Origin of the sequence: Dickeya ananatis, from assembly GCF_019464615.1 — a bacterium.
Lineage (GTDB): Bacteria > Pseudomonadota > Gammaproteobacteria > Enterobacterales > Enterobacteriaceae > Dickeya > Dickeya oryzae.
Map to the genome: position 1 here is coordinate 1,971,689 of NZ_CP040816.1, position 22,540 is coordinate 1,994,228.

The following is a 22,540-nucleotide window of genomic DNA, read 5'->3' on the forward strand; positions in this document are numbered from 1 at the left end:
TTCTGTGGTTTAAGTAATATTGACTGCGCCATCGTGGTGCCCAAAGAAACTATCGCTACACCTGTGCATGGCTATTTCCGCTACAGAGCACGCTAACAGAATGTATTAGCTGGTTTGTTAGGAATTTATATTGCTCGTCTGATACGTGATTTTCGATTTAAATTTGCTAAATTTTAACAACCTGACAATTTTGCCTATTGCAGAAAATAAAACAGCACTCTATTATCTCTGTACTGTCACCGATAATATTTATTTTGAGATTAATCCAATGAGCGAAGCACTTAAGATTCTAAACAACATCCGCACTCTGCGTGCCCAGGCAAGAGAATGCAGCCTCGAAACACTGGAAGAAATGCTGGAAAAGCTGGAAGTCGTGGTTAACGAACGTCGTGAAGAAGAAAACCAGGCTCAGGCTGAAATTGAAGAACGCACACGCAAATTACAGCAGTATCGTGAAATGCTTATTGCTGATGGCATTGATCCTAACGAATTACTGCAATCTCTGGGTGCAAGCAAAGTAGCGGGTAAAGCTAAACGTGCTGCACGTCCGGCTAAATATCAATACACTGACGAAAACGGCGAACTGAAAACCTGGACTGGCCAGGGCCGTACACCTGCAGTTATCAAGAAAGCCATCGAAGAACAGGGCAAATCCCTGGATGACTTCCTGCTGTAATTCTTAGTTTAAGAATAAATAAAAACACCTCATTAATGGGGTGTTTTTTTATCTCTGGTTAGCACAACCAACGCTCTCCCAACTGATACTCTCGCTATACTTCGCAACGACAGGCCCGCAGGCTTTTTACCCACCTCACCTTTACCACTCTATAAATAGACCTGGCTTTCTGGCGGTGCACTACACTAGCAAATGCTCTCCCCCAGTTTTAGACACCCTCAGCCGTTTAACCGTGTAAACGACTGAGGATATGCGGTGTTGCGTGTGACGTTACGGCTCAGAGAGAAAGAGGAGGATTAATTAGCGCCTTCTTCTATCGCTTCTTTCAGCCACTGGGTAAAGTCCTCACCCAATGCGTCATGACGAATACCATATTCTACAAATGCAGCCATGTATCCTAGTTTATTACCGCAATCGTGACTTACTCCTTTCAGGTGGTAAGCCTCAACAGTTTCTTTTTCCATCAGCATGGCAATAGCATCTGTCAGCTGAATTTCATTACCCGCGCCGGGTTCTGTTTTCTTCAGTAGATCCCAGATCTGCGCAGACAACACATAACGGCCAACCACAGCCAAATTAGACGGCGCTTCTGACGCTTTTGGTTTTTCCACAACCCCAACCATAGGTGCACTGTCGCCCGGCTTTAATTCTACGCCTTTGCAATCCACCACACCGTAGCTGCTGACGTTTTCCACCGGCTCCACCATAATCTGGCTATGACCCGTGCTATAAAAACGTTGCAACATTTCACTGAGGTTATCTTTTTTCAGATCAGATTCGTATTCATCGATAATTACGTCCGGCAAAATAACCGCTACCGGTTCATCACCCACTAAAGGGTGTGCACACAGCACCGCGTGTCCTAATCCTTTCGCCAGCCCCTGACGAACCTGCATAATAGTGACATGCTCTGGACAAATAGCTTGAACTTCTTTCAGCAACTGACGCTTAACACGTTTTTCCAGCATAGCTTCCAGTTCAAAGCTGGTATCAAAATGGTTTTCTATTGAATTCTTGGAGGAATGTGTAACCAAAATTATTTCATTGATACCGGCAGCAATACATTCATTGACTACATACTGGATTAACGGCTTATCGACCAGCGGCAACATTTCTTTGGGAATGGCCTTAGTAGCAGGCAACATACGTGTTCCCAACCCGGCCACTGGAATGACCGCTTTTTTTACTTTTTTATTAACAGTTGACATAAACAGCCTCGTATATATCGTTCAAATAATGAGCTTTATTTGTCCGGCGCATAAAACCGCGAAAGTATATCAGGTTCAATGCGTGATGCTCGTCCAATCTGGATGTGTGATGAGAAAAATCATAGGCCACATATACCCGTCATACTTCAAGTTGCAGGTGTGTTAGCTGCGTTCGCTCACCCGAATCTCTTACTTAAGTAAGCTCATCGGGACTCCCTCTCTTGCCGCATTACAAGACTCATTATGAGTCTTGCCCTGAGGGCCAACGCTTTGCGTTGTTCAAAACGCAACGCGTTTTGTCCTGCAACTCGAATTATTTTGGGTATAGTAGGGGATAAAGAATAATTACGATAGATACACAGAGTCTGAAGTGCGGGGAGACTCGCCGCTATCGGATTAGTCTGTAGACAACATCAGGCGCAGACGACCGCCACTCCCCCACATCTGACACTGCCATGCTTCGCACAGGTAACTCATCTGATTGAGATAAGCACCATCTAATGTGCCTAACGGTACGCCGTTATTCAGCCCGATATTATGATCTTCAACACTTAACGTGGCATGCAGACCAGCAGAAATCAGAATCAGCCGTTTCAATTCGCGATGGTAATACCCCACCAACAAAGGAAATTGTCCTTGCAGATTCGCCTGACGCAATAGTTGGTTGACCTGATTAAGCAATACCGATAATTCAGGTAAGCGGCGCTGCTGATGTGCCAGATGCTCCTGCAAAAGACTGTTGAATAACGCACGCAACAGTAATGCCGCCAATACGCCATGATTATTCGCAGCCTGCGTCACATCGAGACAGTAGAATGCCAGCTCATCCTCAGATAATGCCGCGATATCAAGCACTAGTCCTGGTCGGTCTACCGCCATCAATTGCCGATAGTTGATACGACAGCGAGCCAGCGTCTGCTGGACCGGTGGCTGCAATTGCTCCAGAAGTTTCAATGCAGCCCCTGGGGACTGGTTTAATGTATCCAAATCACGCATCAGTTGTTCCACTTCATTCGCCTGTGAAGTAAACATCGTCGGATATAGACACGCCATAACCGACTCACGCAAACGCGTGTAATCGTGCAGGGGTTTGAGCAGAACATCCTGTACGCCAAGACGTAATATTCTGGCGACATCCGCCAGATGACTGGTGGCGGACACCACCAGTACCGGCGTTGTAGTATCGTGCAGGCGCAAGCGTTCGACGAATTCAAAACCGCCCATCATGGGCATATTGAGATCGCAAATAATCAGATCGGGTGGCTGAACGGCCATTTTTTCCAGCGCCTCTTTGCCGTTACCCGCCTCGTGCACATCAGCGCCCAGAGATGTCAGATAACCAGCCAGCACAGAACGGAAAACAGCCTCATCCTCAACCACTAAAATGTGTTTTCCCGTCAATGGTTGTGCCATCTGCGACCCCTTGAAACGCTTATTATCATTCGTTGCCGAATCCTAAATCGAAAACTTCCTTAGTTGACCCGGTTGACCAGCGGCAACAATAACTCCCGCTGTTTTTCTACTGCCGCCCTGCCAGACTCAATAGCCTCTCCCGCCCGATGAAAATCCAGCGTGGCAATTTGCGGACAATAAGGTTGAATCAATACATCAGGGGGATCACCCGCCATACGGTTCATTTTCAGGCGATTCTCCAATATCTGTATAGAGGTACTCATTATCTCCATCGCGGTGGGCGTCACCTCCGTCTGTTGACGAAAGCGATGAGATAAACGATGACGAATGCGCTCACGCCAGCTACGCGGAGTCGTCATTTCTTGCACTGGAGCCATTTTACCGGACAACAGATTATGTTGCTGCAAGCTGGCATCGTGTTGCAAATCCACCGCAATCACCACATCCGCTCCCATCGCCCGCGTCAATGAGACCGGCACGGGATTCACCACAGCACCATCCACCAGCCAGTACCCATTCAGTTGAACTGGTGCCAATAACCCCGGCATGCTGCAAGAGGCACGAATAGCTAAGTGCAAATCGCCTTGTGTGAGCCATAGTTCCCTTCCTGTACTCAGGTTAGTTGCTACAGCACCATATTTGATAGCACACTCTTCAATATGTTGCGTAAGTAGCAAATGCTTTACGTGGTTGAAAACACGATCGCCCCGCAATAATCCACCACGACGCCAGGAAAAATCCATCAATCGGATGACATCCCAGTAGCGAAAACCGTTCACCCAATGCGCCATGTTATCCAGTCGGTGTGTGGCATAGGCCGCACCAACTAGTGCGCCCACCGAACATCCGGCAACAACATCAGGAAAAATCCCCAACTCCTCCAGTGCATTCAGCACGCCGATATGCGCCCATCCCTTTGCAGCCCCAGAACCCAATGCCAGACCTATTTTTACCTTCCGCATGGTGTTCCTCCTATGTCTTATTCTAGGCGGTGTCACACAATCGTGTGTGACAGTTATCGTGTGTGACAGTTGCTGATGGTCATTCCGCTACGAGTACCGACTGGTTGCGATATCGTCGTGACGTCCCTGCGAGACCAGATGATTGCGGCCGACAAACCGTATTAGGTAACATACCCCACGTCTTATCGATGGTGTCTTAATTAATTAACGTTATTGCAGAATTTTGCAGGAGATATTGTGTCCGAATATTGCCCATGCGGTAGTGCCCAGCCGTATGAACGCTGTTGTCAGCCTTACCTGCGTCATGACAATCAGGCGCCTCGGCCTGAGTTGCTGATGCGTTCACGGTATACCGCTTACGTCAAACAAGACGTTGACTATCTGGTCGCCACCTGGCATCCAGACTGTCACGCGGAAAACTGGCGAACCGATATTGCCGCCAGCTGCGCTGATACCCATTGGCTCGGTCTACGAATACTGGATGTTACCCCGGGAAAAACAGCAGACGAAGGGTATGTTGAGTTCGCTGCCAGCTATAGCACAGCCGACCATCCGGACTGCCGGGTATTGATGAGAGAGCGTTCTCGCTTCCTTCGCTGTCACGATCGCTGGTACTATGTCGACGGCGTTCACTTGCAAACCGGCAGGAACGATAGCTGTCCGTGCGGCTCCGGCAAAAAATACAAAAAGTGCTGCGGACAATGACACCTTGATTACGGCGGTGATTCCGGCATCGCGTAACAGCAATACTTGATTTATGTTTTGGACAGGATCCCAACTCCATGCAATCCCAGAATATCCAACGAAAAATTTTACGGACAATCTGCCCTGATGCAAAAGGGCTTATCGCCAAGATCACCAACATCTGTTACAAGCACGAACTGAATATTGTGCAGAATTCGGAATACGTTGATCACCGTACCGGTCGTTTCTTCATGCGTACGGAATTGGAAGGCATTTTCAATGACACTACGCTGCTGGCCGATATGGACAGCGCCTTACCGGAAGGTTCCGTGCGCGAACTGAGCAGCGCCGGGCGTCGCCGTGTCGTCATTCTGGTGACCAAAGAAGCGCATTGCCTTGGCGATCTGCTGATGAAAAGCACCTACGGCGGTCTCGATGTTGAAATCGCTGCCGTGATCGGTAACCACGACACGCTGCGCACTCTGGTAGAACGCTTCGATATTCCGTTCCATCTGGTCAGCCATGACGGCCTGACACGCGAAGAGCACGACCTGAAAATGGTCGCGCAGATAGACCAATACAAACCGGATTACGTGGTACTGGCGAAGTATATGCGAGTCTTAACCCCCGCATTTGTCCAGAACTACCCTAACCGGGTTATTAACATTCATCACTCGTTCCTGCCAGCCTTCATCGGTGCACGCCCGTATCACCAGGCTTACGAGCGAGGCGTGAAAATCATCGGTGCAACCGCCCATTACGTGAATGACAATCTGGATGAAGGCCCCATCATCATGCAGGACGTGATTAATGTTGACCACACCTACACCGCTGACGACATGATGCGTGCTGGCCGCGACGTAGAGAAAAACGTCCTGAGCCAGGCGCTCTATCATGTTCTGGCCCAGCGCGTGTTCGTATACGGCAACCGCACTATTATCCTGCGTTGACTAGCTATCCTGGGTTGATTAGCACTTCGCCGCCCTTTGCCTACAATTGCATCGGGCGGCATAAAAAAACGGCAAACGAACTTGTTTTTGTTTTTTCAGCCTTTACAGAGGCGCGGCATTTGATATGATGCGCCCCGCTCGACACGAAAGAGCAATCAGGCCAGTGGTGGGGTTCCCGAGCGGCCAAAGGGAGCAGACTGTAAATCTGCCGTCACAGACTTCGAAGGTTCGAATCCTTCCCCCACCACCATCTCTACCGCGTTTACCGCGACTCGCTGAAACCCATAAAGTTGTTATTCATCGATACACTCACTCGTACGAAAAACTAATAAATCGCCAGATAACGATATGTCGCAGCAAAACCGATGCGGCCTGTAGGCGTTATCGCGTCCGTGATGTCCTACAGCGACGTAATTGTCAGTGCCATCGTGTCCGATGGAAGAACCATCACTCTTTCCAGCGTTCCGGCATATAACTGAATACCGGCAACTGCCAGGACCAGAAAATGGCCGCCAGACGGAGCGCCAGCCCGATAGAAAAAGAGACAAGCTGATTGATGTCGTGGTTTATGCCGATTTCACGCAAGCTCAGGTACACCAGTGCCACCAGCAGTGACACGCAAGCATAGAGCTCCTTACGCAACACCATGGGCGTGCGGTTGCAAAAAATATCCCGCAAGATGCCGCCAAAGATACCGGTGGTGATGCCAGCCATCACCACCACGGTGGGTGAATAACCCAGCTCGATAGCCACATTGCAACCGATGATGGTAAATGCCACCAACCCCATGGCATCCAGCACTAAAAACAGCCGATGCAAGTGATGCATCACACGTGATGCCAGCACGGCCAGAAGACCCGCACCGATGGTGAGATAGATATAGGCAGGGTGTTGCGTCCAGGCGATGGGATAATTGCCTAGCATGATATCGCGCACCGTACCGCCACCCAACGCGGTAATAAAGGCGATCATCGAAACACCAAAAATATCCATGTTACGACGGCCAGCGGCCAGCGCACCGGACATGCCTTCAGCAGTAATAGCGATCAGGTAGATATAGGTCAGCACACATGTACCCTTGTGAAATGTGCCCCTCCCTCTGTCCTTTTACCTGAGAGTTTACGCGGTGATACCGCTTGCCCCTTCGGTGGGTTGTCTCGCAACCGCTCTCCAGTTGGCGTCATTGAAATGTGCAGTAAGGTGGCCTGAGCGATTATGGGAGTTTGCGCCTTCGGCGGGAAGGCGTGTCGTGGTATGTCGTGCCTTCCGCTCTCCTGCAAGGCGCGGAGTATACGGGCTATTGTGAACCGGTTCAACCAGCCATCACCGATAGTTATGACTGTTGACACGATCGTATCCCACCGTGACTCCTCTGCCGCCTTTCTGCTAACATCAGAGCACGTTTTTTTAACAACGGCAGCGAACATGAAGTTTGTTTCTTTCAATATCAATGGGCTGCGAGCCCGTCCCCATCAACTGGCCGCAGTCATCGAACAACACCAGCCTGACGTAATCGGCTTACAGGAAACCAAAGTCCATGACGACATGTTTCCACTCGACGATGTAAAACAGTTCGGTTACCACGTTTTCTATCATGGACAGAAAGGCCATTACGGTGTTGCGCTGCTGACCAAAGCTGAACCATTGGCGGTTCGGCGCGGTTTTCCCACCGACGACGACGACGCCCAGCGCCGTATCATTATGGCGGATCTGGCAACGCCGCTCGGCACACTGACCGTGGTGAATGGCTACTTCCCGCAGGGCGAAAGCCGCGACCACCCGGTCAAATTTCCTGCCAAAACCCGTTTTTACCAGGATTTGCAGCATTATCTTGAGCAGCACCATCAGGCGGACCAGCCGGTGCTTATCATGGGTGACATGAACATCAGCCCGACCGATCTGGATATCGGTATTGGAGAAGATAACCGTAAACGCTGGCTGCGCACCGGGAAGTGCTCATTCCTGCCAGAAGAGCGCGAATGGATGGAACGGCTGAAAAGCTGGGGGCTGGTCGATACGTTCCGGGCTGCCAATCCCGAATGTCAGGATAAGTTCTCGTGGTTTGACTACCGTTCATCAGGGTTTGATGATAACCGTGGACTGCGTATCGATCTGATCATGGCGACCTCACCGCTGGCTAGCCGCTGCGCCGCCACCGGTATTGATTACACCATTCGGGCAATGGAGAAACCCTCTGACCATGCACCGGTATGGGCGGAATTCACTCTCTGAAAGAACAACGGGGCTACATCGCCCCGTTATCGCTGTTTATTGCTGATCTTTGAGGATCCGCCACACCAGATTATTGGTGCCCAGGTTGCCTTTATCTCGCTGGCATTGCAGTAACACCCCTTCCGCCCTGACGACCGAGCCTTCAGAGTAGCTTCTGTTTTGATAAATACAGCAACTCATGCAATTAACCTGAGCTTCTCGCTGAACATTGCCACCAGCATTACCACCATTACCCCACACGACCTGTGGCGGCACAGGCACCACCACGTCTGTGTTGGTAGTACCGTTGGTAGTCCCCTGCGTGTTAATAGCACCCGGCATGCCGGATACCGTACCCCGGGTTGCGACATTATTTCCCGGCAAAATGACGGGATGCCCCTGCGTCACCACCGTGGTTTGCGTCGCCGCCTGCGTAGCGGAAGATAGCAACAAGCCGGTTGCCATCAGGAAGGTGCCCCATGCTTTCATCTGCGTTACTCCTTGGTGCTGGCTGAACGTGACTGACGACGTTTGCGCTTCTCGGGCGAAGTGCTCTTAACGGGCGGTAACCCTCTGAACGCCGAGATATTACCACTTTGTCGTGCCTGCTGAATCAGTTCGTACAACGATTGCGTCAACGGCTGCATGAAATCCTGATAGCGGCAACGTTTTTCACTAATCTGCGTCAACGTCGCTTCCCAGTGCGCCGTCATATCTGGGTGCGCGGCGATCGGTGGTAGCGCATGAATCAACGCCTTACCTGCATCAGTCGAGTGAATATAGCGCCCTTTCTTTATCAAAAACGCGCGTTTAAACAACAGTTCGATAATGCCTGCGCGCGTAGCTTCGGTGCCCAATCCATCTGTCTCACGTAAGATCTTCTTCAGCGCCTTATCCTGCACGAAGCGGGCAATCCCGGTCATGGCAGATAGCAACGTCGCGTCGGTAAACGGCCGGGGAGGCTGAGTCTGTCGCTCTACCACCTCGCCCCTCTCACACAGCAATTCATCGCCTTTCGCCACCACCGGCAATGGCATTCCCTCGTTTTCCTCGTCCCGCTCTTTATGGCCGAGCAACGTGCGCCACCCCGCCTCTGCCAAAAAACGGGCTTTCGCCACAAACTTGCCGCCCGCGATATCCAGCTCGATAACACATTTACGAAACACGGCATCGGCGCAAAACTGCATCAGGTACTGCCGGGCAACCAACCCATAAACCTGATTTTCCTGCTCGGTTAGCGACGTGCGGGTGCTACGCGCGGTGGGAATAATGGCGTGGTGTGCGTCAACCTTGCTGTCATCCCAACAGCGATTACGGCGTTCAGGATCCACCACAGGCTGCGGCAATAAATCCGGCTGATGTGCGGCAATCGCGTTCAGAACCGCGTGTCGCCCGGCGAAATGCTCTTCCGGAAGATACCGGCAATCCGAACGCGGGTAGGTGATCAACTTGTGCGTCTCATACAACCGCTGGCAAATATCCAGCACTTGTTGGGCGCTCAACCCAAAGCGTTTAGCCGCTTCAATTTGCAAAGCGGAAAGAGAATACGGCAACGGTGCGGTTTCCGATTCCCGTTTATCATTATAGGCCGTGACCTGTGCAGGTTGTCCCTCAATGCGTTTAACAACGTGCTCAGCCAGCGGACGGTGTAGCAAGCGCCCTTCTTCGTCCTGATACGGTTCACACGACTCACTTGGCTGCCACAATGCGACAAACCGCTCATTGGCGGGGGTAACAATGTGGGCCTTAACCTCGAAATAGTCGCGTGGCACAAAATTATCTATTTCTTCATCACGACGAACCACCAGCCCCAATACTGGCGTCTGTACCCGACCGACTGACAATACACCTTCATACCCGGCATTTTTCCCCAGTAAGGTATAGGCACGGGTCATATTGATGCCATATAACCAGTCAGCACGTGAACGCGCCAGTGCTGAAACACACAGCGGAACAAACTCCCGGTTTTCACGCAGGCGCGATACGGCACGCTCCACCGCCTGCGGGTTCAGGTCGTTGATGAGACAACGGCGTACCTGCTGGCGTTTCGCCTCAGGCAGCGCCAGATACTCCAGCACCTCATCGACCAGCAACTGCCCTTCCCGGTCCGGGTCACCGGCATGGATCACTTCATCAGCCTGCGTCAGCAGTTTTTTGATCACATTCAGTTGCTTGCTCACCGATGGCCGCGGCTGGAGCAGCCATTTTTGTGGCACGATCGGCAAGTCAGCGAGCGACCAGCGCGCGTAGCGGGCATCGTAAACGTCTGGTTGTGCCTGTTCCAGCAGGTGCCCCACACACCAGGTCACCATATCCTGTTCGCCACAGGCAATGAAGCCATCGCCCCGCCGGTGCGGTTTAGGCAAAACATCGGCAATCGCTCTGGCAAGACTGGGTTTTTCCGCAATAAACAGTCGCATGTTACACCGCACAACAGAACGGATATCCCTTATTTCACTGCCCGTCAGGCCGGTGAAATAAGGGAAACATCGTCAATACAGGATTAGAAATAGCTGACAAACTTCGTGCTATCAACGGACGCGACAGCGGCGGAGGCTTTAAGCTGCGGAGTCCCCAGATAGAGGAAACCGACAATTTCATCCGACGCACGGCAACCGAAAGCATCACGAACCAGCGGATGATGAGTCCAGGCACCACTACGCCAGATACCGTTGAAACCTTGTGCCAGCGCGGCCATTTGCATCGCCTGCACCGCACATCCTGCTGAGACCACCTGCTCCCAATGGGGAACCTTCGGATTATCCACACAGTGTGCTACCACGGTAATGATCATCGGCGCACGAAACGGTGCCTGACGCGCTTTTTCGACGGCCGCCTCATCCTGCTTATCCTGCAATGCCGCTCTAACCAGCAATTCACTAAAACGGGATAACCCATCATCCTGGATAATAGAAAAACGCCAGGGTTGTAGTGCGCCATGATCAGGAGCCCGTAAACCCGCTCGCAGGATATTGTCCAGCACCTCGCCTGTCGGCGCAGGGGCTGCCAGACGCGACGCCGAACGGCGATTCAGTAGCAATTCCAGAGCATCCATCACATCTCTCCTGTCATGAAAAATCTGCTGTCGGTGAATAAAATCCGGTTGCGCGCCACGGTAGCACAGGTAGAAGATTTGTTACAAGTTAGCGCCCTGCTACTGACCGTGCGGCAAGATAAATAGCTGACTTTTATTCTGTCGCTCATTAGGATACCGCAGTGCTCGCGTTCGGATGCGTTCACGCAGATATCACCGCTAACCCGAAGCACAGCTTAAACCCAGTTTTCTTTTGACGGAGTGGACATGCGCACAATGTGGCGAATTTTCAGTGGAATATTCAGATGGGGATGGCGCCTGCTGAATTTCATCCGCGAATTTATCCTCAACCTCTTTCTGGTTTGCCTGATCCTGGTCGCTATCGGGATCTACAGCCAGTTCAAAGCCCCGCCGGCCGAACCTGTGCGAGGGGCATTGTTGCTGGATCTGACAGGGGTGGTGGTGGATAAGCCGTCCGTTAATAACAAGCTGCGCCAGTTTGGCCGCGAATTTTTCGGTGCGTCGGCAAGCCGCCATCAGGAAAATTCGCTGTTTGATATTGTTGAAAGTATTCGACAGGCCAAAAACGACAGCAATATTACCGGCATGGTGATGGATTTGTCTGACTTTGTCGGCGCTGACCAGCCTTCACTGCAATACATCGGTAAAGCGCTGCGCGAATTCCGTGACGCTGGCAAACCGATTTTTGCCGTCGGCGACAATTTCAACCAGACGCAATATTATCTGGCCAGCTTTGCCAACAAAATCTACCTGACCCCACAGGGAAATGTTGACCTGCATGGCTTTGCCACCAATAACCTCTACTACAAGACGCTGTTGGATAAGCTGAAAGTCACCGCGCACATTTTCCGCGTGGGCACGTACAAATCCGCCGTCGAGCCGTTTATCCGCGATGACATGTCGCCCGATGCCCGTGAAGCCGACAATCGTTGGATTTCCACCCTGTGGCAGCACTATCTCGATACCGTCGCGGCTAACCGTCAAATTACCCCGCAGCAATTGTTCCCCGGTGCTGATGCTATCCTCGCGGGTCTGCAGAAGATGGATGGTGATACCGCGCGTTACGCACTGGAAAATAAACTGGTGGATGAAGTGGCTCCCCATTCAGCGATCGAGCAATCGCTTATCAAAGCCTTTGGGTGGGATGCCAAAACCAAAAACTTCAATTTCACCAGCATTTATGATTACAGCCCAACGCCACCGGCCACGAGCGGCAATGAGATAGCGGTCGTGTTTGCCAGCGGCACCATTATTGATGGTAAAGAAACCCCCGGGTACGTTGGTGGCGATACCACCGCCGCACAAATTCGTGATGCGCGGCTGGACCCGAAAGTGAAGGCCATTATCCTGCGGGTTAACAGCCCCGGCGGCAGCGTGACGGCGTCTGAGCTGATTCGCTCTGAGCTGATGGCTGCACGCCAGGCAGGTAAACCGGTTATCGTCTCCATGGGCGGGATGGCAGCATCTGGCGGTTACTGGATTTCTACGCCAGCTAACACCATCATCGCCAGCCCCAGTACCCTGACCGGTTCGATTGGGATTTTCGGCGTGGTGACCACGTTTGAAAACGCGCTGGATAGCATTGGTGTGCATACCGATGGTGTTGCCACTTCGCCGCTGGCTGATTTGTCTCAAACCAAGACCTTGCCACCGCAAGTAAGCCAACTGATGCAAATTAGCATCGAACGCGGTTACCAAAACTTTGTTTCTCTGGTAGCCCAGTCACGCCAGAAGACACCGCAGGAAGTCGATGCGATAGCCCAGGGCCATGTCTGGGTCGGCAGTGACGCCAAAGCCAATGGCCTGGTGGATCAATTGGGCGACTTCGACGATGCGGTGAAGAAAGCCGCTGAGCTTGCCAAACTGGAACAGTATCAGTTGAGCTGGTACACAGAAGAGCCGGACCTGCTCAACGTGATGTTCAGCCAGGTCAGAAGTTCGGTCTATGCTCTGCTGCCTTCCGCCGTGCAGGCGTTAGTACCGGCACCGGTAGCTCAACTGGCGCAAACCGTTCGTGCCCAGACCTCGATTCTGGACGCACTGAACGATCCACAGAATCGCTACGCGCTTTGCCTGAACTGCGGCGATTTACGATAACACTCCCTTACACAGCCCGACTCGCGTCGGGCTGTCTTTACCACTGAAACCTTTTTATAATCGCAGCATTTCAGGGCTAACCCTTCCTATAACCAATCGAGTCCCGACCATAACACCCATGCAAAAGAAATCCATCTACGTCGCCTATACGGGTGGCACTATCGGTATGCAGCGCTCCGCCCACGGGTACGTCCCGGTTTCTGGTCACCTGCAACAGCAATTGGCACAAATGCCGGAATTCCATCGCCCGGAGATGCCGGCATTCACGATTCATGAATATACACCGCTGATTGACTCTTCCGATATGACACCCTCGGACTGGCAATCCATCGCCAATGATATTCAGCAAAACTATGACCAATACGATGGCTTCGTCATCCTGCATGGTACCGATACCATGGCGTTTACCGCCTCCGCGTTGTCGTTCATGTTGGAGAATCTCGCCAAGCCGGTTATCGTGACAGGGTCACAAATTCCGCTGGCGGAGTTGCGCTCCGATGGGCAAACCAACCTGCTCAATGCGCTGTACGTGGCAGCCAATCATCCGGTCAATGAGGTTAGCCTGTTCTTCAACAACAAATTGTTGCGTGGCAACCGGACGACCAAAGCACATGCCGATGGTTTTGATGCTTTCGCGTCCCCGAACTTTCCTCCCTTGCTGGAAGCCGGTATCCACATTCGCCGCTTAACACCCGCTAATCCCGAACCACTCGACGGATCACTGATTGTCCATGCCATCACGCCACAACCTATCGGCGTGGTGACCATCTATCCCGGCATTTCTGCCGATGTGGTGAGTAATTTCCTGCGCCAGCCAGTCAAGGCACTGATTCTGCGCTCCTATGGTGTCGGTAATGCGCCACAAAGTTCAGGTTTGCTGGATGAACTACGCCGCGCATCTGAACGCGGTATCGTAGTGGTTAACCTGACGCAATGTATCTCCGGCCGGGTCAATATGGATGGTTACGCGACTGGTAATGCACTGGCACAAGCGGGCGTTATCAGCGGGTTTGATATGACGGTTGAGGCCGCGCTGACGAAACTGCATTACCTGTTAAGCCGAAACGATCTCTCCCCTGAGCAAATTCGCCAACTCATGCAGCAAAACCTGCGCGGAGAATTAAGCGATAAAGATTAAATCACCCGCAGCCGATGTATTAAGGGTAGACAACATCAATGAGAAGAAGAGACGATGAACAGAGCACTCTTGCTGGTGGATATCCAAAATGACTTCTGTGCTGGGGGCGCACTGGCTGTCTCGGACGGGGATAGTGTGGTCGCGATCGCCAATCAGGCTATCGCGGCCTGCAAGTCGGCCGGCGTCATGGTGGTGGCCTGTCAGGACTGGCATCCGGCGGATCACCGCAGTTTCGCCATTAATTCCGGCACCCATGTGGGTGAACAAGGCGAACTGGATGGCCTGCCACAAATTTGGTGGCCAGTGCATTGCGTACAGGGCTCACCGGGTGCCGACCTACACCCCAGGCTGAATCAGCGTGCCATCGACTGGGTAGTGCGTAAGGGGACGCACCCTTTTATCGACAGCTACAGCGCATTTTTCGATAACGGTCACCGCACCCGCACCGACCTGAACGACTGGCTGAAAGCCAGAAACATTACCCGTTTGACCATCATGGGTCTGGCAACCGATTATTGCGTCAAATACACTGTATTAGATGCGCTGGCGCTAGGGTATCAAACCGAGGTGCTGGCAGAGGGCTGCAGAGGCGTTAACCTGCAACCCAACGACAGCCAGCTGGCGATAGACGTGATGGTAAAACACGGTGCCATCCAGGTTTCTCTGGCAACGTTTATTGCGTCACTGAGTTAATAACGCCCTTCTCATCACGCCAGCGGTCAGCGCTGGCGTGCCAAGCCACCGACATCGCTAATGCTTAGTCTTGTGGTTTCAGCGTGGTGATCGTATCACCAACAAAGCGCTGTTTTAATTCCTGCTTACTCTTCATTTCGATTTCACCACGGGTGTTGATCGTCATATGGTCAGCCTCGGTGTTATTACGCGCCTGCCATAGCATCACCATCTGTAGTGCGTTTTCTTTTTGTTCCGCCGTCAGGGTCACGCCATCTGGCCACTTTCCCAGCTCCACCGCCGTCGTCAGACGCTGATAAATCTCCGGCGTCATGCTGTTTATTAAATCATCTAATTGCATGTTTTTTTCTGTCTGAAGTCAAATTTAGCTGAAACGTTTCAAGTCAATCTATTGTATTAGCCAGGCTAACCATCCGTCTGCTGACCATTTTCCGCATCAATAAAGCTGAGTGACACAGAATTTACACAATAACGCTCGCCAGTCGTCTCCTGTGGGCCATCCGGAAAGACATGCCCCAGATGAGCGTCACATTGACCACAACGGATCTCGATACGATGCATATGGTGGGAATGATCCTCAAGATAGCGGATAGCCTGCTCATTCACCGGGCGATCAAAACTCGGCCAGCCGCAGCCGGAATCATACTTGCTATCGGAATAAAACAACGGCTGATGGCAGCACAGGCAGTGATAAACCCCCGTGCGCTTGTTATGCAACAGCTTGCCGGTATAGGGGCTTTCCGTCCCCCGTTGCTGTGTCACGTGTCGTTGCAAGTCGGTTAACTCATCCAGATTGCGTTGAAAAACAGTTGTCTTGGTCATCAGATGCTCACTGAAACACGATTTTTTTCACCAGAACGATGCTGCATAATTCTAACAAAAAGTTAACACCACCACAGCCTATTTTGGCCTACACTTATCCCCACGCAGTAATGGCACATTTAATTGTGATCACTATCACAATTACACCTATGGCAGGTGTTTTCATGCCTGTGCATTCCTCATATGATTGGGTTATGCCCTTTAGTTAGGCTGATAGCTGTTTATCGTGCAACTGTTGAGCGGACTTTTGACTTACCGCAACGATTGACACGATTCCGCTTGACGCTCAGTAAGGTTTTTGTAATTTTACAACCAACCTTTTATTCACAAACCAATAGCTGGTGGAATATATGACTATCAAAGTAGGTATCAACGGGTTTGGCCGTATTGGCCGTATCGTTTTCCGCGCTGCACAGGAACGCTCTGACATCGAAATCGTTGCCATCAACGATTTGCTGGATGCGGAATACATGGCATACATGCTGAAGTATGACTCCACCCATGGCCGCTTCAAAGGTACTGTTGAAGTTAAAGACGGTCACCTGGTTGTTAACGGCAAAACCATCCGTGTTACCGCTGAGAAAGATCCGGCTAACCTGAAGTGGAACGAAGTCGGTGTTGACGTTGTTGCTGAAGCAACCGGTATCTTCCTGACCGACGAAACCGCTCGTAAACACATCCAGGCTGGCGCTAAAAAAGTGGTTCTGACTGGCCCGTCTAAAGACGACACTCCGATGTTCGTTATGGGTGTTAACCACGCTTCCTACGCTGGTCAGGATATCGTGTCTAACGCGTCTTGTACCACCAACTGCCTGGCACCGCTGGCTAAAGTTATCAATGACAAATTCGGTATCGTTGAAGCACTGATGACCACTGTTCACGCTACCACTGCTACTCAGAAAACCGTTGACGGCCCGTCTCACAAAGACTGGCGCGGCGGCCGCGGCGCAGCTCAGAACATCATCCCGTCTTCTACCGGCGCAGCTAAAGCTGTGGGTAAAGTTATTCCGGCACTGAACGGTAAACTGACTGGTATGGCGTTCCGTGTACCGACCCCGAACGTATCTGTTGTTGACCTGACTGCGCGTCTGGAAAAACCGGCAACGTACAAAGAAATTTGTGCCGCTATCAAAGCCGCTTCTGAAGGTGAACTGAAAGGCGTTCTGGGTTACACCGAAGATGACGTGGTATCCACCGATTTCAACGGCGAAAAACTGACCTCTGTGTTCGATGCCAAAGCCGGTATCGCACTGAGCGACACCTTCGTGAAACTGGTTTCCTGGTATGACAACGAAACTGGCTACTCTAACAAGGTTCTGGATCTGATCGCTCACATCTCCAAGTAATGTGGCGATGAACAGATGATAAGAGGGCGACGTGAGTCGCCCTTTTTTATTGGGTATATACCCGTCATACTTCAAGTTGCAGGTGCGTTGGCTGCCCTCGCTCACCCCAATCACTTACTTATGTAAGCTCCTGGGGACTCGCTCGATTGCCGCCTTTTCTTGCAACCCGAATTATTTGGGGTATACAACAAGACCACTAAGGCAAAACCAATACCATGAACAACAACATTTATTCACTTCCCATCACTCATGCGATCACCACTCATCTAAGCCAACGTCAACTGGGCCAACTGCCGGTGATTGTGGTCGACCATCCGCAGGTTCGCGCTGCCGTTGCCTTACAGGGTGCTCACCTGCTGAGCTGGCAGCCTACTGGTGAACAGCCGGTGCTGTGGTTAAGCGAGAACACGCCATTTGAAAACGGTGTGGCCATTCGCGGCGGTGTGCCTATTTGCTTCCCTTGGTTTGGTCCGGCTGCGCAGCCCAATCATGGCTTCGGTCGTCTGCTGGCCTGGGAATTCACCTCGCACAGTGAAGACACGCATGGCGTGACCCTCGCCTTTACGTTACGTGACTCCGAACAGACACGCGCCGCCTGGCCACATACGTTTACCGTTCTGGCTCGCTTCCATTTGACGGCTCAAGAATGCCGCATGGAACTTGAATGCCACGGTGACTACAGCCTGACCACGGCACTGCATACCTACTTCCAGATTGGTGACATCAGCAAAATTCAGATTAGCGGCCTGGGCGAGACCTTCATCGATAAGGTTAACGACGGTAAAACCGATACCCAGAAAGGCAACCTGACCTTTGCCACCCGTACCGATCGTATCTATACCCATCCGGCATCAGTCAGCCTGATTGAAGACCCGGTACTGCAACGCACCATTGAAGTGCATCACGCCCATCACAGCGATGTTGTGGCCTGGAACCCAGGTGCAGAGTTGTCTCGCACCATCAGCGATATGACGGATGACGGCTATCAGACGTTTGTTTGTGTTGAAACGGCACGCGTGACGCAACCGGCTATGGCAACCACGCAAGCCCCCGCCCGCCTGACCTCCACGATTCGTCTGCGTAAGTAATCTTTACTGTTGTTCTTGTTTCTACTGAGCATGGCTGGCGAAAGCCAGTCATGCTTTTGTTATCCCGCTTATACGACATCCAGCGGTTGTTTGTGACGAGGCGCCGGATAAGCCTCATCGAGGATAGCTATCTGCTCAAGTGACAACGTCACATCAAGTGCAATGGCGTTTTCTTTGACATGCGCCAATGTACTGGCTTTGGGAATAGCAATAACGCCAGACTGGCGAACTACCCAGGCCAGCAACACCTGCGCGGGTGTCAGCGCCTGCTGGTGAGCAACCTGCACGACCGCCGGATGAGCCAATAAATCATGTCGTAATTGCCCGGCCTGAGCCAACGGGCAGTACGCCATCACCGGAAGTTGACGCTGCTGACACCAGGGCAGTAAATCATATTCGATACCGCGGGAAGCCAGATGATACAACACCTGATTAGTCTGGCACTGATTGCCTCCCTGACATGACCACAGTACATCCATATCCCGCGTATCCAGATTAGAGACACCCCAGCGCCCAATTTTGCCAGCCTGTTGCAAGCGCTCCATCGCGGTAATGGTATCGGTCAACGGAATCCCGCCACGCCAGTGCAGTAAATACAGGTCGATATAATCAGTTTTCAAACGTTTCAGACTGCGTTCGCAAGCGGCAATCGCCCGCTCACCACCGGCATTATGCGGATACACCTTGGAAACCAGATAAACCTGATCACGACGGCCACGCAGCGCCTCCCCGACCACCTCTTCCGCGCCACCATCCGCATACATTTCCGCCGTATCGATCAGCGTCATACCCAGATCAATACCCGCCTGTAGCGCACTGACTTCCGCACGTCGTCGTTGTGCACTCTCGCCCATAAACCACGTTCCCTGACCTATCGCGGGAACCGTTCTCCCCTCTGGGAATACCACCTGCTTTAGCATGTTCTTACCCTCCTGCGCTCAGGGTAACAAACCCTGGCTGCGCCATTAATGTGCAAATGGGGTGAACACACCCCATTTTTGTGCAGCTAATGCACAATACGCGAGCACATCATGTCAGAAACGATAACTGACACCACCGCCCAGCATCAGGTTATAGCTTTTATCGACCATCGGGCTGTCTTTCACGTCATCAGACAAGCGGATATAACGCCCGCTCACCCAGGAACTCCAATTGGAATTGATTTGATAACCCGCACTCAACTCGACGTAGGGCGACCAGCCATCGTTCGGTTGGTAATTGCGTAATCCAGAACGTGCCGCTTCATCGCCCGTCACACCATAGTAGTAGCGGTTCTGGTTCTCGCTCGACCAGGTAATCCCTATTCCCGGCGTCAGGCTCCAGTTGCCGTCATTGAAGCGATAGAGGTAGGCGGAATCCCACACCAGACCGTTGCTGTAGTCTAACGTGTCGCCAGCGAAAACCGTGCGCAACGTCCCCCACTGCGCGTCGTAACGATAAGCCAGCCCCGCCATCAACGTGCCACGTCGCCGGTCGAGCTGCTTCATCTGACTGTCATCGCTGTCTCCCGGTCTAAAGCCGAAAGGGTTGTAATAGGCGGTTAGTGATAGCTTGTTCTGTGCGTCATTCCACAGGTAATACCCGCCTTGCAGACCACGCAGATAAAAATTCTCGCCGTCATAGTTCACCATTGGGAAAGGATAAACATGCCCGCTATCGCCACGGTATAGTGCCGTTCCGCCAACCGCACCCACGCCTAGCGAGAACTCGTCCGCCAGTGCGGTGTCAGTCGTAACAGCGCCAGCCAGTGTCGCCGTTAAGAAAGTGAATACGTGTTTTTTCACGGTCGTCGCGCCCCTTCGATGTTACATATTTGATCGCATTCGGCAGCATAGCAGCGCTGGAGTCCTACATACATCACATTAATGTGAAAGATACATAAGTTATAACGATTTCGTCTGCCAACCATCACCCCGCATCGGGTCTGTGTTGGCGGATAAAAAAGCCAGCTTTACGCCTTCATGCCGAAGTGAGTCATTGAAATATCTTAAAAATGCGACGCAAGAATAGAGGCAAATTTATGGATGCAAACTACGCTTTAAACAAGGCAGAGGATTTCCGCTGACTACAGCCGGGTACCAGTTATCCCCTGACCCATTGCCAGCCAAGTTGGCATAAGGGTTGCTGTATTCCAGTATGAGGTCTTCTTCCGGGAGAGCCATCCATTACATAGGCTTTATACATACCATTCGCTCTCTTACTCTGTGTTAATCGACGAAGGACGGGCAACGCTATGAACATATTTGATCATTATCGTCAGCGTTACGACGCTGCCAAAGACGAAGAGTTCACTCTGCAAGAGTTCCTTACCATCTGCCAGCAAGACCGCAGTGCGTATGCGAACGCCGCTGAGCGATTGTTAATGGCTATCGGTGAACCGGTTATGGTAGACACCGCCCAGGAACCACGTCTGTCTCGTTTGTTTTCCAACCGGGTAATTGCCCGCTACCCTGCGTTCGAAGAGTTCTATGGCATGGAAGAAGCCATAGAACAAATCGTTTCCTATCTGAAGCATGCCGCGCAAGGGCTTGAAGAGAAGAAACAAATCCTCTATCTGCTGGGCCCGGTCGGCGGCGGTAAATCCTCGCTGGCTGAACGACTGAAAGCACTGATGCAGCGTGTTCCTATTTATATCCTGAGCGCCAACGGCGAGCGTAGCCCGGTCAACGACCATCCGCTGTGCTTGTTCAATCCGCAAGAAGACGCGTCAATTCTGGAGAAAGAATACGGCGTTCCACGCCGCTATCTGGGCACTATAATGTCTCCCTGGGCGGCCAAACGCCTGCAGGAATTCGGTGGTGACATCACCAAGTTCCGTGTCGTCAAAGTCTGGCCTTCTATCCTGGCCCAACTGGCTATCGCCAAAACCGAGCCGGGTGATGAAAACAACCAGGACATTTCAGCGCTGGTCGGTAAAGTGGACATCCGCAAGCTGGAGCATTTCGCACAAAACGACCCGGACGCTTATGGCTACTCCGGCGCACTGTGCCGTGCCAACCAGGGCGTGATGGAATTCGTGGAAATGTTTAAAGCACCGATCAAAGTGCTTCACCCTTTACTGACCGCCACGCAGGAAGGCAACTATAACGGTACCGAAGGTATTGCCGCACTGCCGTTTAACGGGATTATCCTCGCGCACTCCAACGAATCTGAATGGGTGCAATTCCGTAACAACAAAAATAACGAGGCCTTTCTCGACCGTGTCTACATCGTCAAAGTGCCTTACTGCCTGCGGGTTTCCGAAGAAGTCAGAATTTATGACAAGTTGTTGGTAAACAGTGAGCTGAGTCGCGCCCCCTGCGCCCCCGGCACGCTGGAAACACTGGCCCGCTTCTCCATTTTGTCGCGGCTCAAAGATCCAGAAAACTCCAGTATCTACTCAAAAATGCGGGTATACGATGGTGAAAGCCTGAAGGATACCGATCCGAAAGCCAAGTCGTATCAGGAGTACCGTGATTACGCAGGTGTTGATGAAGGCATGAAAGGGCTTTCCACCCGTTTTGCCTTTAAGATCCTCTCGCGCGTGTTCAACTTTGATCACAGCGAAGTAGCGGCCAACCCGGTTCACCTGTTCTATGTGCTGGAACAGCAAATTGAGCGGGAACAGTTCCCACAGGATATCGCGGAGAAATACCTGGAACACCTGAAAGGCTACCTGATTCCGAAGTACGCCGAATTCATCGGTAAGGAAATACAGACGGCCTACCTTGAGTCCTACTCGGAATACGGTCAAAACATCTTTGATCGCTATGTGACCTATGCCGACTTCTGGATTCAGGATCAGGAATACCGTGACCCGGATACCGGTCAGTTGTTTGATCGTGAATCACTTAACGCTGAACTGGAGAAAATCGAAAAACCGGCGGGTATCAGTAACCCGAAAGACTTCCGCAACGAGATCGTCAACTTTGTATTACGCGCCCGCGCCAGCAACAGCGGCCGTAATCCGAACTGGACCAGCTATGAAAAACTGCGCACGGTCATTGAGAAAAAGATGTTCTCCAATACCGAAGAACTGCTGCCGGTGATTTCGTTTAACACCAAAACATCGACGGAAGAGCAGAAAAAACACGACGACTTTGTCGATCGCATGATGGAAAAAGGCTATACCCGCAAACAGGTGCGTTTGCTGTGCGAATGGTACCTGCGCGTGAGGAAGTCATCCTGATGCCGGACATCGACAGGCATGTCGTTTGG

At 51.9% G+C, this 22,540-nt stretch carries 21 protein-coding genes, 1 tRNA gene and 1 riboswitch; of the genes, 11 read left to right on the forward strand and 11 right to left on the reverse strand.

Annotation, left to right across the window (positions count from 1 at the left end; all coding sequences use genetic code 11):
- Positions 1–268 precede the first annotated feature (268 nt).
- Positions 269–676, forward strand: a complete 408-nt coding sequence (gene hns / locus FGI04_RS08575; protein ID WP_029456333.1) for a histone-like nucleoid-structuring protein H-NS — start codon at positions 269–271, stop codon at positions 674–676.
- 296 nt (positions 677–972) lie between these two features.
- Here hns and galU read toward each other — a convergent pair whose 3' ends face one another.
- The 3 genes from galU to rssA form a co-directional block, all read right to left on the reverse strand.
- On the reverse strand, positions 973–1,884 hold the full coding sequence (gene galU, locus FGI04_RS08580; protein ID WP_342700771.1) for a UTP--glucose-1-phosphate uridylyltransferase GalU: 912 nt from the start codon (positions 1,882–1,884) through the stop codon (positions 973–975).
- Between the two features lie 396 nt (positions 1,885–2,280).
- Complete coding sequence (rssB, locus tag FGI04_RS08585) at positions 2,281–3,297, reverse strand: two-component system response regulator RssB (protein WP_342700770.1); 1,017 nt, start codon at positions 3,295–3,297, stop codon at positions 2,281–2,283.
- Positions 3,298–3,356: 59 nt separating this feature from the next.
- Complete coding sequence (rssA, locus tag FGI04_RS08590) at positions 3,357–4,259, reverse strand: patatin-like phospholipase RssA (RefSeq protein ID WP_342700769.1); 903 nt, start codon at positions 4,257–4,259, stop codon at positions 3,357–3,359.
- Between the two features lie 237 nt (positions 4,260–4,496).
- Here rssA and FGI04_RS08595 point away from each other — a divergent pair, with 237 nt between their 5' ends.
- The 3 genes from FGI04_RS08595 to FGI04_RS08605 all read left to right on the forward strand — a co-directional run bounded on the left by FGI04_RS08595 (position 4,497) and on the right by FGI04_RS08605 (position 6,143).
- Positions 4,497–4,964 carry a YchJ family protein gene (locus FGI04_RS08595; RefSeq protein WP_407321369.1) on the forward strand — a complete coding sequence of 156 codons (468 nt, stop codon included), beginning with the start codon at positions 4,497–4,499 and terminating at the stop codon, positions 4,962–4,964.
- A gap of 77 nt (positions 4,965–5,041) precedes the next feature.
- The gene (purU, locus tag FGI04_RS08600) at positions 5,042–5,893 is read left to right on the forward strand and encodes a formyltetrahydrofolate deformylase (RefSeq protein ID WP_342700767.1); all 852 of its coding nucleotides are present in this window, start codon (positions 5,042–5,044) and stop codon (positions 5,891–5,893) included.
- 165 nt (positions 5,894–6,058) lie between these two features.
- Positions 6,059–6,143 (forward strand) — tRNA-Tyr (locus tag FGI04_RS08605).
- A gap of 197 nt (positions 6,144–6,340) precedes the next feature.
- Here the strand turns inward: FGI04_RS08605 and FGI04_RS08610 are convergent.
- Positions 6,341–6,961 (reverse strand): trimeric intracellular cation channel family protein, encoded by a 621-nt coding sequence (locus tag FGI04_RS08610; protein WP_342700766.1) that lies wholly within the window; start codon positions 6,959–6,961, stop codon positions 6,341–6,343.
- A gap of 21 nt (positions 6,962–6,982) precedes the next feature.
- A riboswitch (glycine riboswitch) is annotated at positions 6,983–7,077 on the reverse strand.
- Between the two features lie 241 nt (positions 7,078–7,318).
- On the opposite strand from FGI04_RS08610, the gene xthA reads away from it, so the two are divergent.
- Positions 7,319–8,125, forward strand: a complete 807-nt coding sequence (gene xthA / locus FGI04_RS08615) for an exodeoxyribonuclease III (RefSeq protein WP_342700765.1) — start codon at positions 7,319–7,321, stop codon at positions 8,123–8,125.
- 36 nt (positions 8,126–8,161) lie between these two features.
- On the opposite strand, the gene FGI04_RS08620 is transcribed toward xthA, so the two are convergent.
- The 3 genes from FGI04_RS08620 to FGI04_RS08630 all read right to left on the reverse strand — a co-directional run bounded on the left by FGI04_RS08620 (position 8,162) and on the right by FGI04_RS08630 (position 11,159).
- Complete coding sequence (locus FGI04_RS08620) at positions 8,162–8,446, reverse strand: DUF1496 domain-containing protein (protein WP_407322234.1); 285 nt, start codon at positions 8,444–8,446, stop codon at positions 8,162–8,164.
- 152 nt (positions 8,447–8,598) lie between these two features.
- The gene (locus tag FGI04_RS08625; protein WP_407336571.1) at positions 8,599–10,524 is read right to left on the reverse strand and encodes a DNA topoisomerase III; all 1,926 of its coding nucleotides are present in this window, start codon (positions 10,522–10,524) and stop codon (positions 8,599–8,601) included.
- Between the two features lie 83 nt (positions 10,525–10,607).
- Complete coding sequence (locus tag FGI04_RS08630; RefSeq protein WP_016941286.1) at positions 10,608–11,159, reverse strand: NAD(P)H nitroreductase; 552 nt, start codon at positions 11,157–11,159, stop codon at positions 10,608–10,610.
- 246 nt (positions 11,160–11,405) lie between these two features.
- On the opposite strand from FGI04_RS08630, the gene sppA reads away from it, so the two are divergent.
- The 3 genes from sppA to pncA all read left to right on the forward strand — a co-directional run bounded on the left by sppA (position 11,406) and on the right by pncA (position 15,087).
- Positions 11,406–13,256, forward strand: a complete 1,851-nt coding sequence (gene sppA / locus FGI04_RS08635) for a signal peptide peptidase SppA (protein ID WP_342700762.1) — start codon at positions 11,406–11,408, stop codon at positions 13,254–13,256.
- Between the two features lie 118 nt (positions 13,257–13,374).
- On the forward strand, positions 13,375–14,394 hold the full coding sequence (gene ansA, locus FGI04_RS08640; protein ID WP_342700761.1) for an asparaginase: 1,020 nt from the start codon (positions 13,375–13,377) through the stop codon (positions 14,392–14,394).
- Positions 14,395–14,448: 54 nt separating this feature from the next.
- The gene (gene pncA / locus FGI04_RS08645) at positions 14,449–15,087 is read left to right on the forward strand and encodes a bifunctional nicotinamidase/pyrazinamidase (protein ID WP_407321365.1); all 639 of its coding nucleotides are present in this window, start codon (positions 14,449–14,451) and stop codon (positions 15,085–15,087) included.
- A 64-nt stretch (positions 15,088–15,151) separates the two neighbouring features.
- Here the strand turns inward: pncA and FGI04_RS08650 are convergent, their stop codons facing one another.
- Both FGI04_RS08650 and msrB read right to left on the reverse strand, forming a co-directional pair.
- Entirely contained in the window at positions 15,152–15,427 is a 276-nt protein-coding gene (locus FGI04_RS08650; RefSeq protein ID WP_407273492.1) for a YeaC family protein, read from the reverse strand.
- Positions 15,428–15,492: 65 nt separating this feature from the next.
- Positions 15,493–15,909, reverse strand: coding sequence for a peptide-methionine (R)-S-oxide reductase MsrB (msrB, locus tag FGI04_RS08655; protein ID WP_342700758.1), 417 nt, complete (start codon positions 15,907–15,909; stop codon positions 15,493–15,495).
- Positions 15,910–16,259: 350 nt separating this feature from the next.
- On the opposite strand from msrB, the gene gapA reads away from it, so the two are divergent.
- Positions 16,260–17,255, forward strand: a complete 996-nt coding sequence (gene gapA / locus FGI04_RS08660) for a glyceraldehyde-3-phosphate dehydrogenase (RefSeq protein WP_012884832.1) — start codon at positions 16,260–16,262, stop codon at positions 17,253–17,255.
- Between the two features lie 215 nt (positions 17,256–17,470).
- Positions 17,471–18,343 (forward strand): D-hexose-6-phosphate mutarotase, encoded by an 873-nt coding sequence (locus FGI04_RS08665; protein ID WP_407336572.1) that lies wholly within the window; start codon positions 17,471–17,473, stop codon positions 18,341–18,343.
- 68 nt (positions 18,344–18,411) lie between these two features.
- On the opposite strand, the gene FGI04_RS08670 is transcribed toward FGI04_RS08665, so the two are convergent.
- Positions 18,412–19,263 carry an aldo/keto reductase gene (locus tag FGI04_RS08670; RefSeq protein ID WP_407336573.1) on the reverse strand — a complete coding sequence of 284 codons (852 nt, stop codon included), beginning with the start codon at positions 19,261–19,263 and terminating at the stop codon, positions 18,412–18,414.
- 114 nt (positions 19,264–19,377) lie between these two features.
- Entirely contained in the window at positions 19,378–20,127 is a 750-nt protein-coding gene (locus FGI04_RS08675) for a MipA/OmpV family protein (RefSeq protein WP_342700755.1), read from the reverse strand.
- Between the two features lie 449 nt (positions 20,128–20,576).
- Here FGI04_RS08675 and yeaG point away from each other — a divergent pair, with 449 nt between their 5' ends.
- Positions 20,577–22,511, forward strand: coding sequence for a protein kinase YeaG (yeaG, locus tag FGI04_RS08680; protein ID WP_038904445.1), 1,935 nt, complete (start codon positions 20,577–20,579; stop codon positions 22,509–22,511).
- Positions 22,512–22,540 lie beyond the last annotated feature (29 nt).